This is a genomic window from Streptomyces sp. NPDC053560 (genome assembly GCF_044544605.1).
Taxonomy (GTDB): domain Bacteria; phylum Actinomycetota; class Actinomycetes; order Streptomycetales; family Streptomycetaceae; genus Streptomyces.
In genome coordinates this window covers 172,511-186,817 of sequence record NZ_JBITXI010000007.1, presented here as the reverse complement: position 1 = coordinate 186,817, position 14,307 = coordinate 172,511, and the positions used below count along the sequence as shown (strand labels likewise).

Annotated in this window: 12 protein-coding genes and 1 tRNA gene; 9 read left to right on the top strand and 4 right to left on the bottom strand. The window is 75.1% G+C overall.

Annotated features, from left to right (window positions below; genetic code table 11):
• Window positions 1-23: 23 nt before the first annotated feature.
• Entirely contained in the window at window positions 24-464 is a 441-nt protein-coding gene (locus ACIGQF_RS18665; RefSeq protein WP_399711284.1) for a hypothetical protein, read from the bottom strand.
• A gap of 234 nt (window positions 465-698) precedes the next feature.
• Here ACIGQF_RS18665 and ACIGQF_RS18660 point away from each other — a divergent pair, with 234 nt between their 5' ends.
• Complete coding sequence (locus ACIGQF_RS18660) at window positions 699-2,126, top strand: tetratricopeptide repeat protein (protein WP_399711282.1); 1,428 nt, start codon at window positions 699-701, stop codon at window positions 2,124-2,126.
• Between the two features lie 67 nt (window positions 2,127-2,193).
• On the opposite strand, the gene ACIGQF_RS18655 is transcribed toward ACIGQF_RS18660, so the two are convergent.
• Window positions 2,194-2,787 (bottom strand): histidine phosphatase family protein, encoded by a 594-nt coding sequence (locus ACIGQF_RS18655; RefSeq protein WP_399711280.1) that lies wholly within the window; start codon window positions 2,785-2,787, stop codon window positions 2,194-2,196.
• A 204-nt stretch (window positions 2,788-2,991) separates the two neighbouring features.
• Between ACIGQF_RS18655 and ACIGQF_RS18650 the strand changes: the two genes are divergently transcribed.
• The 7 genes from ACIGQF_RS18650 to ACIGQF_RS18620 all read left to right on the top strand — a co-directional run bounded on the left by ACIGQF_RS18650 (window position 2,992) and on the right by ACIGQF_RS18620 (window position 9,493).
• The gene (locus ACIGQF_RS18650) at window positions 2,992-3,930 is read left to right on the top strand and encodes a phosphatase PAP2 family protein (protein ID WP_399711278.1); all 939 of its coding nucleotides are present in this window, start codon (window positions 2,992-2,994) and stop codon (window positions 3,928-3,930) included.
• Window positions 3,839-5,131: a hypothetical protein gene (locus ACIGQF_RS18645; RefSeq protein WP_399711276.1), complete on the top strand. Its 1,293-nt coding sequence runs from the start codon at window positions 3,839-3,841 to the stop codon at window positions 5,129-5,131. Before ACIGQF_RS18650 ends, ACIGQF_RS18645 begins: the two co-directional genes overlap by 92 nt.
• Window positions 5,122-6,741: a hypothetical protein gene (locus ACIGQF_RS18640; protein ID WP_399711274.1), complete on the top strand. Its 1,620-nt coding sequence runs from the start codon at window positions 5,122-5,124 to the stop codon at window positions 6,739-6,741. Before ACIGQF_RS18645 ends, ACIGQF_RS18640 begins: the two co-directional genes overlap by 10 nt.
• Window positions 6,738-8,096: an AAA domain-containing protein gene (locus tag ACIGQF_RS18635; RefSeq protein WP_399711272.1), complete on the top strand. Its 1,359-nt coding sequence runs from the start codon at window positions 6,738-6,740 to the stop codon at window positions 8,094-8,096. The genes ACIGQF_RS18640 and ACIGQF_RS18635 overlap by 4 nt, the downstream gene beginning before the upstream one ends.
• Before the next feature lie 90 nt (window positions 8,097-8,186).
• A complete protein-coding gene (locus tag ACIGQF_RS18630; RefSeq protein ID WP_399711270.1) occupies window positions 8,187-8,570 on the top strand; it encodes a hypothetical protein in 384 nt (127 codons plus the stop codon).
• A gap of 184 nt (window positions 8,571-8,754) precedes the next feature.
• Window positions 8,755-9,351: a hypothetical protein gene (locus ACIGQF_RS18625; protein WP_399711268.1), complete on the top strand. Its 597-nt coding sequence runs from the start codon at window positions 8,755-8,757 to the stop codon at window positions 9,349-9,351.
• A 68-nt stretch (window positions 9,352-9,419) separates the two neighbouring features.
• Window positions 9,420-9,493, top strand: a tRNA-Lys gene (locus tag ACIGQF_RS18620).
• A 77-nt stretch (window positions 9,494-9,570) separates the two neighbouring features.
• Here the strand turns inward: ACIGQF_RS18620 and ACIGQF_RS18615 are convergent.
• Complete coding sequence (locus ACIGQF_RS18615) at window positions 9,571-10,809, bottom strand: M6 family metalloprotease domain-containing protein (RefSeq protein ID WP_399711266.1); 1,239 nt, start codon at window positions 10,807-10,809, stop codon at window positions 9,571-9,573.
• Window positions 10,810-11,123: 314 nt separating this feature from the next.
• Between ACIGQF_RS18615 and ACIGQF_RS18610 the strand changes: the two genes are divergently transcribed.
• A complete protein-coding gene (locus ACIGQF_RS18610) occupies window positions 11,124-13,034 on the top strand; it encodes a putative bifunctional diguanylate cyclase/phosphodiesterase (RefSeq protein WP_399711264.1) in 1,911 nt (636 codons plus the stop codon).
• A 50-nt stretch (window positions 13,035-13,084) separates the two neighbouring features.
• Here ACIGQF_RS18610 and ACIGQF_RS18605 read toward each other — a convergent pair whose 3' ends face one another.
• The gene (locus tag ACIGQF_RS18605) at window positions 13,085-14,161 is read right to left on the bottom strand and encodes an LLM class flavin-dependent oxidoreductase (protein ID WP_399711672.1); all 1,077 of its coding nucleotides are present in this window, start codon (window positions 14,159-14,161) and stop codon (window positions 13,085-13,087) included.
• Window positions 14,162-14,307 lie beyond the last annotated feature (146 nt).

The following is a 14,307-nucleotide window of genomic DNA, read 5'->3' as shown; positions in this document are numbered from 1 at the left end:
GGGGCGGGCCCGGGGAGGTGCGCTCAGCGGCAGCGGTCGACGGCCTCGATCGTACGGGCCGCCTCGCCGAGCGCGGCGCGCAGCACCGCGGGGTCGGTGGCCGCGCCGAACGCGCCATCCGGGGGGACCAGCCAGCCCGTGCCCGCGACCGGCGGCGCGTCCGCGTCCCGCGGGCCGCTCTCCCGCCCGCCGCCATACGTCTGGGTGCAGGCACTGCCCGGCAGGTCCCAGCCGGCGGCCGTGCCCGGCGGCACCAGGAATCCGAGGGTGTCGCACGCACCGTCGTGCAGGACCGGGCCGACCCCGTCCCGCAGCCGGAGGATGTCCACCGCCTCCAGGCCCTGCCGGGCCGGCACCGTGACCAGATCGAGGTCGAGGTCGCCGGTAGGCGCTGCGGCCCCGGTGCCCCCCGACGGCTGCGAAGCGGTCCCTACGACACTCTTGTCCACGCCAGCTTCCAGCACGGGAAACCCCTCCTCATGACGCGCCGCTCCCTACACCTGGAGCAACGCGAAAAGGCGTCAACAGCAACGGTGTCGGACCGCTGTAAAGGATGGCACTTCATGGCGGATGACGCGTGGGATATCCCCTTTTGTAAACAAACTCTCCGTACCGCCCTCATCACAGACGGTACGGTCGTCCCCGCCGTGCCGCCCAGGGCACGGCGTCGCCGCACGGATGGCATGGAGAGGCCCGCCATGACGTCGCCCACAGATCCGTCGAAGTCGGTACGCGACGTTCCGCCCCGGCCGAACACCGCTTTCAGGCAGTTGCGGGGCCGGTTGTCGCCCGGCGAGTTCGCGGCCGCCGTGCGCCGGGCCGCCCGGGAGATCGGCGAGCAGGTCTCGTGCGACGCGCGCTACGTGGGGCGCGTCGAGGCCGGGGAGATCAGGTGTCCCAACTACGCCTACGAACGGGTGTTCCGGCACATGTTCCCCGGCCTCACACCGGCCGACATGGGGTTCGCACCTCGCGAATGGGTACGCGGGCGAGGGGCGCGCACGCAGACGGGCGCCGCACCTCCGGCAGCACCACCCGAGCACCGCGACCACACCACCGAGAGCTGCGAGGAGAGCGACGTGCTGCGTCGCGCGTTCATGACCGGCGGCCCGGCCGCCGCCCTGGGGATCGCCGGCCTGGCGCCCCTGGGGTCCGTACCCGCCACCCGCGCCACGGCCGCCGGCCTGCCGGGCGCCGCCCCCGCCGGGGGCACCCGCCATGTGGGCGGGGCCGAGGCCGCCGCCGTGGAGGACGCGGTCCGCCGCATCCGGCTGCTGGACGACCGGCACGGCGCCGAGGGCATCTACCGGCGGGCGGCCCAGCCGCTGCGCGCCGCGTACGCGCTCCTGGACGCCGGAGCCCAACGCCAGTCGGTCGCCGACCGGCTGCACTCGGGCGCCGGCGAACTGGCCATCTCCGTGGGCTGGCTGGCCCACGACTCCAGCCGCTTCGGGGATGCCCGCTCGCACTACGCGGAGGCGCTGGCCACCGCCCGGGTGGCGGGCGATCCAGCGCTGGAGTCGCACGCGTTCTGCAACACCGCGTTCCTCGCCCGCGACGCGGGGCGCCCCCGCGAGGCGGTCCGTGCGGCACAGGCGGCCCAGCACGCCGCCAAGCACCTCTCCTCGCGCCGGCTGCTGTCCCTGCTGGCGCTGCGCGAGGCGGGCGGCTGGGCGGGGCTCGGCGACCGGCCGGCCTGCGAAGCTGCGCTGCTGCGGGCGCACCACCTCTTCGCCCGCGGCCCGTCCGACGCCGACCCGGAGTGGATGTCCTTCTACGGGGAGGCGGAGCTGGCCGGCCTGGAGGCCCAGTGCTGGTCGGCGCTGGGCGAACAGGGGCGCGCCGCGGAGCACGCGCGCCGTGCGGTCGCCCTCCAGGACCCGCACTTCACGCGGAACACCGCGCTGTACACCGCGGAGCTGGCGGGCAACCTGGCGCACAGCGGCGCGCCCGACGAGGCGGCCGCCGCCGGGCTGCGCGCCCTGGACCTGCTGGGCGAGGTCGGCTCGGCCCGCATCCGCTCGATGCTGGCCGGCACGGCGCGGACGCTGCGTCCCCGGCGGCGCATTCCGGCCGTCGCCGACTTCCTGGACCGGCAGGCGCTGGCGGCGTCCCGGACGGCCTGAGCGCACGGCCGGTCCTGCGGCGCGCGCTCAGCGCGGGTGGCGCGCGCTCAGCGCGGGTGGCGCGCGCTCAGCCCAGGTGGCCCGTGTCGTTCCAGCGCTCGATGGCCGGGGCTCCGTATGCCCAGCCGAGCACCGACAGAGAGGTGGGTTCGAGGCGCACCCGGGCGGCGAAGGAGATGTCCTCGCCGAGCCAGCGGGCGCACAGCGAGCGCAGGATGTGGCCGTGCGCGAAGAGCAGGACGTCGCGGTCGGCCGAGCGGGCCCACTCGATGACGCCGTCCACCCGGCGGGACACCTCGGCGAGCGTCTCGCCCTCGGGCACACCGTCCCGCCAGATGAGCCAGTCGGGCCGGTCCGCCTTGATCTCGGCGGGCGTCAGGCCCTCGTACGCGCCGTAGTCGATCTCCTTGAGGGCGTTCCAGTCCGTCGCGCGGTCCCCGAAGCCGGCCAGCTCGCAGGTCTCCTTGGCGCGGATCAGCGGGCTGGTGCGCACCTCGACGTCCGGCAGCCCGTTCCAGGGCGCGCGGTGCAGCCGTTCACCGAGCAGTTTGGCGCCGCGCCGCCCCTCGTCCAGGAGCGGGATGTCCGTGTGGCCGGTGTGCTTGCCGGACAGGGACCACTCCGTCTGCCCGTGCCGGGCCAGCAGGATGCGCGGTGCCATGGGATTACCTCTCACCGGGGCGAACCCGCTCGCCGCCGGCCTTGCTCGTTCGACCGCCGGCCGGGCCGGCGGCGGTACGTCTCGTTCCGTCCGCCCCATCATCGCGCATGCGGTCCCCGGGCCACCGACCCCGAGGGAACGAAGCAGGACATAAGGCGTAGGGTTGACCGCTTCTGACAGCGACTGACATGAAGGCTGGAAACAGTGAGTACGTTCCGGGTGCACGCCGCACCGCACACCCCCGTAGCGCGCGGCACCCGGCCGCACTGGTGGGCCGAGCTGCCGCTCCTCGCGCTCGTCTACGCCGCGTACTCCGCGGGCCGGCTGCTGGCCAGGGGCGACGTGACCGCCGCGACCGGCCACGGGGTGCGGCTGCTGGGCGCCGAGCAGCTGCTGCACATCGACTTCGAGCGGCCATTGAACCGCCTCTTCTCGGGCCTGCCCGCGCTCGGCATACCCGCCGCCTTCGTGTACGCGGCCCTGCACTATCTGGTCACGCCCGCGGTCCTCGTGTGGCTGTGGCGCCGGCACCCGGCCCGGTACCGCCTCATGCGGACCTGGCTGCTGCTCTCCACGACCATCGGCCTGGTCGGCTTCACCCTGCTGCCCACCTGCCCGCCCCGGCTGCTGGCCGCGGTGCACGGCTTCACCGACACGATGGCGGAGTACGCCTCGTACGGCTGGTGGGGCGGCGAGGCGAGCGCGCCGCGGGGGCTGGGCGCGCTGACGAACCAGTACGCCGCGATGCCCAGCCTGCATGTCGGCTGGGCCCTGTGGTGCGGCGTCGCGCTCTGGCTGTACGGCGGCTCGCGGCTCACGAAGGCGGCGGGCACGGCCTATCCGCTGCTCATCACGGTCGTGGTGCTGGGCACCGCCAACCACTACTTCCTCGACACGCTCGCCGGCAGCGCCGTCATGCTCCTCGGGCTGCTGCTCGCCCGCCCGGTGCTCCGGCTCACCGCCGCCGCGCGTGGCGTGATCGCTCCCCGCGCGAGCGGAGGTACGCCTGGTCCTCCCGCGAATGTCGGTGACGGATGCGAGACTTCCGCAGGTGAACGTTTTCCGCGACAGTCGGCCCGAGCCGGCAGCGGCACGCGCAGCGCGGCCGCGGCCGGCGACGGGGCTGCGCGCACGCCTGGCTGAGCTGCGCGGCCCCGTACCGCCCCGCCCGCTGGACGCCAGGGCGCTCGCCGCGCTGGCCGCCAACCCCGGCTGCCGGCGCCGCGCGCTGCTGGACGGCGCCGGCGTGGACAAGGCCGGGCTCGCCCGGGCGCTGGGCTCGCCCGCGCCCTTCGGCCAGTCCCAGTTCGCCATCGCGCGCGGCCATTCCTTCGAGGCGCGGGTCAAGGCCGACGGCGGCGCCGAGCTGGTCCGGCTGGCGCGGGAGCAGCTCGGCGGCGCCGCGGACCCGGAGCCCGGCCCGGCGGCCACGCCCGACCTCTCGGCCGCCGGCCCGCAGGGCCGCGCCGCGCGGACCGCGCTGGAGCTGCGGGAGGCGGCGGCGCGCGGCGGCTGGACCTTCCTGGACCATCCGATGCTCGCGCTGGACGTGGCCGGTTCGCCGGCGTATCTGGAGCCGGACGCCGTGGTCGTGCACCCCGACGGCCTCTGGAGCGTCATCGAGATCAAGTCCTTCCCGATGATCGACGGGGCGGCCGACACCGCCAAGGTGGGCGCGGCCGCCCGCCAGGCCGCCGTGTACGCCCTCGCGCTGGAGCAGGTCGCCGAGCAGGTCGCGCGGCACACCGCCGGGGAGGCGGCCCGGCCGGCGCCGCGGGTCGGCGAACGGGCGCTGCTGGTCTGCCCCAAGGACTTCTCCAACCTCCCGGCCGCGGCCCCGGTCGACCTCCGCAAGCAGCTGGCCACGACCCGCCGCCAACTCGGCCGGCTCACCCGGGTCGACGAGCTGGCCGCGGCCCTCCCCGAGGGCACCACCTTCGACCTGCGGCTCGCGGACGACGGGAAGACCGCCACGCGGTCCGCCGAGGAGCTGGCCGAGGCCGTGGAGTCGGTCGACGCGGCGTACGCACCGGAGTGCCTGTCCGCGTGCGAGCTGGCGTTCCACTGCCGGGGCCGGGCCCGGGAAGCGGACCTGGTGGAGTCGCTGGGCCGCGGCGTCCGGGGCGAGCTGGGCGGCCTGCGCACGGTCGGCGAAGTGCTGGCGGCGGCGTCGGGCCCGGCGGACGACGGGCAGGAGCCGGACCCCGCCGCCGAGGCGCTGCGGCGCGCCGCGGCCCTGCGCGCCGAGGCACTGGCCGCGGCGCGGCCGACGCCCTCGGTCCCCGCTCCGGCCCCGCCCCCGGCGGCCGAGCGCGACGCGCGTGAGGAGACGGAGTGTCGCTGATCGACGTGCTGGCCAGGATGGAGGCCGTGGCGGCCGGGCGGGCCACGCCGCTGGCGACCGTGCGGCACCGCCGGCTCGCCGACCGGCCCCTGGTGTTCGTCCCGCTGACGACCGCCGGTGAGACCGGTGCGCCGCTCGGCGCGCTGGTCGGGACGGACCGCGAGCGGCCGCTGCTGCTGACGGTGCCGCAGCCGCGCGACCGCGACCTGCGGTTCGCCTTCTTCGCCGAGCTGGCCGACGCGGTCCTGCCGTACGTGGACTCCTTCGCCGACGACGTCGAGGCCGCCGAGCGCAAGGAGACCGACCCGGAGACCGGCAAGCGGGTCACGGTCGAGACCGAGCTGTGCGCCGACGCGCCGCAGGTGCTCGTGCCGAGCGCGGCGGGCGTGGAGTTCGTACGACTGCTGGGCCGGTCCATGCGGTTCCGGCGGACCGCCGCGCAGGATCCGGACACCCCGCATCCCGCGCCGCCGCACGTCCCGCTGCTCGGCCGCTGGCTCACGCACTTCGGCGAGCGCGCCCGGGTGCCGGGGTCGAGCCTGCTGCTCCCGATGACCGGCCTGCTCGCCCGGCACTGGGCGACCGGCCAGAGCCCGGCAGAGGACCAGCACTTGGGGGCGCTGCTCGCCTGGATCGATCCACCCGAGGGCGAGTCGGGGCAGGACGCCGCGCTCCGCGCCGAGACCGCCAGGGACGCGGCCGGGCAGCTGCGGTGCCCGCCGGCCGGGCCCGCGACGGACCCCGCGTTCGACAACGGCCTGCTGGCGCCGGCCATCGGGCGGTACGACGCCGGAGTGCCGGGCGCGCGCGAGGAGTTCGACGCGCTGGTGGCGGGCGTGCTGCGGCCGACGTGGGACGCGGTCTGGCACGCCGTCGACCTGCTGCGCGCGCTGCCCGAGGGGGCGCGGGTGGCCGACCGCTGGAAGCGGGACCGCTGGTCCTACACCGCGCACCGGGACCGGGTGCGGGCCGGCGAGCCGCCGCAGCCCCGGCTGGACGACGCGGTCACCGCCGCGCAGAAGCTCGCCTCGCGGGAGACCGCGCAGGGCCGGCTGGACGCGCAGGAGGCGCTGGACGACCCGCTGGTGATGGCCGCGCGGCGGCTCACCGGCGAGGCCATGGAGGGCGAGGTGACCGAGGTCGAGATGGCGATGTCCGAGGGCAGGCGGCCGGTGCCCAGGCCGCTGGTCACGCTGCGCACGGGCGACCGGCCCCAGCTGGAGGAGCGGGCGAAGCTGTACCGCCCGCTGGACGGCGGGAAGACGCAGACCGCGGAGTTCGTGGCGTACGTACCGGAGCAGCCGGGCACGTTGGTGCTGCGGCTGACCGGCGGCATGGGGCGGGGAAAGACCCCCGAGCCCGGTTCGGTGCCGGAGAAGGGCGACCGGGTGTGCTGGACGCTCTTCGAGCACGCACCGCGCGGCGGCCCGGAGCTGCCCGACCCGGAGGACACGCCGTGGACGCACGGCGGGCCGCCGGCCGGCGGCGGCGCTCCCGGGACCGCGGCCGGTGGCACGCCCACGACCGTCCCGGCCCAGGCCGCCGTGGACGAGCCCGCCGCCGTACCGCTCCCCGACCCCGACCCCGTGACCGCGGAGGACTTCCTGTGAGCCGCGGAATCCCCGCGCCGGACCGTACGGACTTCGACCCCGGCGCGGCGGCGACCGCCGCGACCGCCGCGATTTTGCACGACACGCTGCACGGCGACCGGCGCGGCGTGGTCGTGGACTCGCCGCCGGGCGCGGGCAAGTCGACGCTCGTGGTGCGCGCCGCGCGCGAACTGGCCGCCGCCGGGCGCCCGCTGATGGTCGTCGCGCAGACCAACGCGCAGGTCGACGACCTCGTGCTGCGGCTGGCCGAGAAGGACCCCGAGCTGCCGGTCGGGCGGCTGCACAGCAGCGAGCCCGGCGCGTACGACCCGGCGCTGGAGGACGTCCCCTCGGTCCGTACGGCCGCCAAGGCCGCCGACCTCAAGGGCCTTCCGATCGTCGTCGCGACCGCGGCGAAGTGGGCCTACACGAAGGTGGACGAGCCCTGGCCGCACGCCATCGTGGACGAGGCCTACCAGATGCGGTCCGACGCGCTGCTGACCGTGGCGGGGCTGTTCGAGCGGGCGCTGTTCGTCGGCGACCCGGGGCAGCTGGACCCGTTCAGCGTGGTGGGCGCCGACCAGTGGGCGGGGCTGTCGCACGACCCGTCGGCGAGCGCGGTGTCGACCCTGCTGGCGCACAACCCGGACCTGCCGCAGCACCGCCTCCCGGTGTCCTGGCGGCTGCCCGCTTCGGCCGCGCCCCTGGTGTCGCACGCTTTCTACCCGTACACCCCGTTCCGCAGCGGGACCGACCACGGCGACCGGCGGCTGACGCTGGGCGTACCGTCGGACGGCTCGGCGGTGGACCGGGTGGTGGACGAGGCGGCGGAGACCGGCTGGGGCCTCCTCGAACTGCCCGACCGGCGTACGCCCCGTACGGACCCGGAGGCCGTGCACGCCGTGGCCCTGGTGGTGCGGCGGCTCCTGGACCGCGGCGGCGCGACGGTCAGCGAGCGCGGGCCCGACCCTGCGCCGCTGACGGCCGACCGGATAGCGGTCGGCACCGCCCACCGGGACCAGGCGGCGGCGGTGCGCGCCGCGCTCGCCGGGCTGGGTGTCACGGGCGTGGCGGTGGACACGGCCAACCGTCTGCAGGGGCGGGAGTTCGATGTCACGGTCGTCCTGCACCCGCTGTCCGGGCGTCCGGACGCCACCGCCTTCCACCTGGAGACCGGCCGGCTGTGCGTGCTGGCCTCGCGCCACCGCCACGCGTGCATCGTGGTGTGCCGGGAGGGCGTGGCGCAGTTGCTGGACGAGCATCCGTCCACGGAGCCGGTGCAGCTCGGGGTCACGGTGAAGTTCCCGGACGGCTGGGAGGCGAACCACGCGGTGCTGGCCCATCTGGCGGAGCACCGGGTGCCGTGGCGGCCGTAGCCGCGCCGGCCCGGGCGTACGGCCGCTGCCAGGGCGTACTTGCGGAGCGCGGGACAATGGGACGCGGCAGACGATTCTGGAGGTAGGTACATGTCCGAGCCGCAGTCGGCTCCCGACCCGCGCGGTGCGGCCTCCGCGCCCCGGCGGCTGAAACCAGCGCCGCTGCTGTTCGAACCGCCCGAGGCCGCGGCGGATCCGGAGCACTTCTTCGACCTGGAGTCGATCGAGGACCCCCGCGAGCTGCTGTCCCGCTCCACGGAGCTGGCGCTGGCCTTCCGCGCGGCGGCCGACCGGGCGACGGAGTTCCAGGCGATGGCGGCGGCGCAGCTGGCCGACCCGCGGCGGTTCGACCGGCTCACCCTGGCGGTGCTCGCCGAGCGGGCCGAGTGGACCGAGGACTACGCCCGCAAGATGGTGGAGTTCGGCCGGTCCCTGATACGGCAGGGCGGCAGCCTTCCGGACGAGGCCGGATAGGCCGGGCCGGGACAGGCGGCCGGACGGACGGCGCGCGGCGCGGCACCGCGGCTCATGATCACCAGCGTGTTGATCATGAGCCGTTGGCATATGCGGGTCAGAAGATACTCCGCCTCACTCTCCCGTGTCCCGATTTCTGGCGAACCGCAGAAACGGAACCTCATCTACCGGTAGACCTGTCGGCATGAGTGACTGGCCCCAGCCCCCGGCCCCCGACCTGCACCACGCGTCGTACGTCACGCTCGCGGGCGCGGACTGGCTCGCCTCGGCGAGCCCGCACCCGCGCCGGGTCCACCACATGTGGGCCACCCACCCCTCGGCGCCCAGCGTGCTGCCCTGCGGCACCGTCTTCGACGTGATCAGCGCCCCCGCCCTCTTCGGCCGCCGGATGGCGGACTGTTTATGGGCGGCCGGCCCCGGCTCCGGGCCGATGGCGATGCACCGCGACCGGCTGCTGCTGTTCGCCGCGCGCGGCACCGCCCAGCGGCTGCCGTCCCTGCTCGCCTGGGAGGAGTGGGCGCGGTCGGTGCCGCCGCTGCTGTGCCACGGCACGGGCGACGCGGTGAGCATCCCGCCGCTGTACCCCCGTCCCGCCGCGCCGGGCGCGCCGTCACCGGCCTCCCGCTGGCTGGTCGCCCCCGACGTGCGGAAGCCCTGGCTGCCCGGCCCGGACGTGCTGCTGTGGGCGTGCGTACGCGCGGCGCGCTCGGCCCCCGCGGAGAGCCCGGCCGCCCCGGACGCCGTGCGCCCGGTAACGCCCCGCGCGCCCGCTCGGGCCTGAACGGCCACCGGCGGCGAATCGATTTTTGCCCTCCCCGATCAGGGTGCTAATGTTTTCCACGTCAGCAGGCGCCGTTAGCTCAGTTGGTTAGAGCAGCTGACTCTTAATCAGCGGGTCCGGGGTTCGAGTCCCTGACGGCGCACAGACAAGGCGAAGGCCCTCACTCCGGTGAGGGCCTTCGTCGTATGCGGTGGCCGACCCGCCCACCGGTCCGGGCGGTCACTCCCGCGTGACCCGGACCGACCAGTCACCCGCCGCCGTGCGGCCCGTCACCGCCACCCGCACGCCGTCCCCCGCGTCCATGCTCTCGCCGACGCCCAGGGGCGCGTCCGCGAGCGGCGGGTGGACCGAGGCGCCCCAGCAGGCCGAGGTGCCCGGGTGGCCGTCGAGCACCCGTACGGGCCCCTCGCCGGACGATGTCGCGCCGTCGATGCGGTAGACGAGCACGCCCTCGCGGCACAGGCCCCGGTCGTTGCCGGCCGCGACCCGCGCCTCCACCGCGATCGCGCCGCTCTCCCCGGTACGGGCCACCAGCAGCCGCGGCCGTTGCGCACCGCCCTCGGTCATCGGCGCGGCCAGCGGACGCAGGGTGCGTACCGTGCTGCCGGTCGCCGGGATGCAGTCGACCTGGCGGTCGCCGAGCCAGCCGAGCTTCCACTTGTGCCAGGCGAAGGGCTCGGGGGCCATGCCGAACTGGCTGCCCATGAGGTCCCAGTCCCCTACATAGGTGTCCCAGTCGCCCATGCCGTCGGCCGGCCGGTGGTAGAGGTCCGGCAGGTCGAAGACGTGGCCGGTCTCGTGGGCGAGGACGTTGCGGTCCGGCGGGTTGCTCTCGAAGACGGTGACGAAACGGTGCAGCGGGGCGCCGTCCGCCGTCAGCGGCTGGTCGAGGTTGACGACCTTGGTCGCGTCGGGGTCGACGCCGGGCGCCTCGGGGTCGGCGACGAGGTAGACGACGTCGTACCGGCCGAAGTCCACCTGCGCGTCGGCCGCCGCCACCGCGTCGTCGAGGTACGCGGTGCGCCCCGCGGCGTCCCAGTCGCGCTGTATCCCGTACGCGGCGGACGTCCGCGGCATCTTCACCCAGCCCCGCCGGACGTGCGGGCGCAGCCGGAACTTTCCGTACGAGGCCGTCTTGAAGAAGCGGTTGGTGGCGGGGAAGTAGTCGCCGGCGAGCCGGCGGGGCGCCGTGCGCGGCCGCGCGTCGGGGAAGGACAGGAAGATCATGACGGCGTCGAGCGTCCGCAGCGGGCGCGCGTAGGTGCCGTTCCAGGAGTTCAGGCCCTCGGAGTGGTGGACGCCGGTGCGCGGCAGGGCGCAGGACAGCGTGGCCTCGGAGGCGGTGGCCGGAGCGGCGACGATGGAGGTGGCGATGAGCGCGATCAACGACGTGGCGATGGCCGCGAACCGCCGCAGCGGTCCGTGGTCCACCCCGTCGGGTGTCTGGGAGTGCTGCACATCGACCTCCCGGAACGCAGTCGGAACATCCCATCCACCCTGTGGGGGTTCGTGGGGTTTCGTCCTGTTCCATGGAGCCAGTTGAGTGACAGCAGCATCCCGCTGCGTCATCACCCAACGTCACAATCGATCGATCAGAGCAAGTCAGCGAACAGACGCGCACAGAATCCATCAAACATCTGCCATCGATGCCGATCCTCACGGTTGTGTTGCTGGCTAGCCCGTCCGGGAAACCTCTATGATCGCCACACTTACACCGCGGATTCCCCTTCCCCGAGATCGACCGACCGGACCAGCGCCAGCGGGAGCGAGCAGTGAGCGGACACTCCGACGGCACGAGCCGCGCCTCCGGAGCCACACTGTCTACGGTCACCCAGAGTGATGGTTCGGCCAACGGAAGCGCGGGGAAGACCCGAACGGGCAGCGAGCACTCCACCGCCCCGGACGGCGCCCCCGCACCCCTCCCCGCCTCCCCCGGCGGCTACCGCGCCGCCTTCGAGGCCGCCCGGCTGCCGATGGCCGTCCTCGGCCGGGACGGGCTGGTCATGGCCGCCAACCCCGCCTTCGGCGAGCTGCTGGGCAAGGACCCGCGCGCGCTGGCCGACGCCTCCGCCGCCGACCTCACCGACCTCGGCGGCGACCCGCACATCTGGGCCGCGTACCGCGACGTCCTGGCGGGCCGGAGCGACCGGCTGCGCTGCACCCGCCGGCTGAAGCACCCCGCGGGCCACTCCGTGTGGGCCGAGGTGAGCGTCGAGCCGCTGCCCGGCGGCGACGACGTCCTGCTGTCCGTCACGGACGTCAGCGACCGGCACGACCTCCAGGCCCGGCTGCGCCACCTCCAGATGCACGACCCGGTGACCCGGCTGCCCAACCGCGCACTCTTCTTCGAGCGGCTGGCCGCGGCGCTGGAGACGGCGACGTACGACCGGGGCGGCACCGGCCGGATCGGCCTCTGCTACCTCGACCTGGACGGCTTCAAGGCGGTCAACGACACGCTCGGGCACCGCGTCGGCGACCGGCTGCTGGGCGCCGTGGCCGAGCGGCTGACCCGCTGTGCCGAGCGCCCCGCCGGCCGGGCAGGGCGCGGCGGCCAGCTGGTGGCCCGGCTGGGCGGCGACGAGTTCGCGCTGCTGGTCGAGGACTCCACCGGTACCGAACGGTTGACCGACCTGGCGCAGTCCGTGCTGGACGCGTTGCAGCGCCCGTTCGACCTGGCGGGGCAGCGGCTCTCGGTCTCGGCGAGCATCGGCGTGGTGGAGCGGGCCGCCGCCGGCACGACCGCGACGGGCCTGATGCAGGCCGCGGACACGACGCTGTACTGGGCCAAGGCGGACGGCAAGGCCCGTTGGACGCTCTTCGATCCGGAGCGCAACGCGCACCGGATGACCCGGCAGGCGCTCTCCAGCACGCTGCGCCCGGCCGTGGACCGCGGCGAGTTCACGCTGGAGTACCAGCCGCTGGTCGGGCTCGGCGACGGCCGGGCCGAGGGCGTGGAGGCGCTGGTGCGCTGGCGGCACCCGCAGTTCGGAACGCTTCCGCCGAATCGGTTCATCGGATTGGCGGAGGAGAACGGCGCCATCGTCGAGCTGGGCCGCTGGGTCCTGGAGCGCGCCTGCTACCAGGCACGCGCGTGGCAGCTGGAGCGTCCCGACGAGCCGCCCCTCTTCGTGAGCGTCAACGTGGCGGTCCGGCAGGTCTGGGACTCCGACCTGGTCACGGACGTGGCCGGAATCCTGGAAGAGACCGGCCTGGCGCCCGAACTGCTCCAGCTGGAGCTGACCGAGTCGGCGGTGATGGGCTCGGCCGGCCGGCCGCTCCAGGCCCTGCAGGCCCTCAGCGACATGGGGGTCCGCATCGCCATCGACGACTTCGGCACCGGCTACTCCAACCTGGCCTACCTCAGCCGGCTACCGGTCTCCGTGCTGAAGCTGGACGGCTCCTTCGTCCGCGGCTTCCGTTCCGCCGAGCATCCGAATCCGGCCGACGAGACCATCGTCGAGGCGCTGGTGGCGCTGGCCCACCGGCTGGGCCTGACGGTCACGGCGGAGTGCGTGGAGAACGCCGAGCAGGCCGAACGGCTGCGCCGCATCGGCTGCGACACCGGCCAGGGCTGGCTGTACTCCCGCCCGCTGCCCGCCGACCGGGTCCCGGTGCTGCTCGCCGGCCCGCCGATGGCCGGGGAGGGCCCGCCGGCGAACGGCGAGGAAGGGAACCGGGGCTGACGGGACCCGTCACCGTCCCGGCAGCCCCGTCCCCCGTCCCGAGGCCCCCGTCAGGCGCCGCCCGGCAGCCCGTACGCGTCCGCGATCAGCTCGTAGGAGCGGAGACGGGCCGCGCCGCCGTGGGCATTGGCGGTGATCATCAGCTCGTTCGCGCCGGTGCGCTTGGCGAGGTCGTCCAGGCCCTGACGGACCGCGTCCGGCGTGCCGTACACGACGTTGCCGAGCCAGCTCTCGACGAAGTCCTCCTCGACCATGCTGTACGGGTGGCTCTCCGCCTCCTCCGGCGTGGGCACCAGGCCGGGGCGGCCCGTGCGCAGGCGGATCATGGAGAGCGCGCCGGCCAGCACCTGGCGGCGGGCCTCGGCCTCGGTGTCGCTCGCCAGCGCGCCGACGCCGATCAGCGCGTACGGCTCGTCCAGCACGGCGGAGGGGCGGAAGTGCTCGCGGTACAGGTCCAGCGCGGGAATGGTGTTCTGCGCGGAGAAGTGGTGCGCGAAGGCGAACGGCAGGCCGAGCTGGGCGGCCAGCCGGGCACTGAAGCCGGAGGAGCCGAGCAGCCAGACCGGCGGGCGGTGCGCGGACTGCACGCCACCGGGCGAGGTCGCCTGCACCGGCCCCGGCACGGCGTGGATGCGGGAGTACGGATGCCCGTCGGGGAAGTCGTCGTCCAGGAAGCGGATCAGCTCGGCGAGCTGCTGGGGGAAGTCGTCCGCGCCTTCGTTCAGCCGGTCGGTGCGGCGCAGCGCGGCGGCGGTGGCGCCATCGGTGCCGGGCGCGCGGCCGAGGCCGAGGTCGACGCGGCCCGGAGCCATCGCCTCGAGGGTGCCGAACTGCTCGGCGATCACCAGCGGGGCGTGGTTGGGCAGCATCACGCCGCCGGAGCCGAGCCGGATGGACTCGGTCTGCGCGGCGAGGTGGGCCAGGATGACGGCCGGCGAGGAGGACGCGACGCCGGGCATGGAGTGGTGCTCGGCCACCCAGTAGCGGTGGTAGCCGCGGCGCTCCGCGGTCCGCGCGATCTCACCGGCGGTGCGCAGTGCGTCGGTGGCGGTGCTCCCGGCGCCGACGGTCAGCAGGTCCAGGACGGACAGCGGTACGGGCGCGGTGCCCTGGGCCGTGCCCCGGATCTCCTCGTCGGTGCCGGGCGTGCCGGAGGCCCGGGCGGGTTCAGGGGCCGGGCCCCGGCTTTCGTCGTGGTGGCCGCTCACGATGCGGGTCCTCCTAGGTCGCGGGTCTTCCCCGCGGCCAACCGGAGTAGAACTCCGTTTATTCC

Excerpts from the sequence above, each read along its gene's own strand:
- ACIGQF_RS18660 (WP_399711282.1), top strand. The coding sequence starts at position 699 with ATGACGTCGCCCACAGATCCGTCGAAGTCGGTACGCGACGTTCCGCCC.
- ACIGQF_RS18655 (WP_399711280.1), bottom strand. The coding sequence starts at position 2,787 with ATGGCACCGCGCATCCTGCTGGCCCGGCACGGGCAGACGGAGTGGTCC.
- ACIGQF_RS18630 (WP_399711270.1), top strand. The coding sequence starts at position 8,187 with ATGTCCGAGCCGCAGTCGGCTCCCGACCCGCGCGGTGCGGCCTCCGCG.
- ACIGQF_RS18625 (WP_399711268.1), top strand. The coding sequence starts at position 8,755 with ATGAGTGACTGGCCCCAGCCCCCGGCCCCCGACCTGCACCACGCGTCG.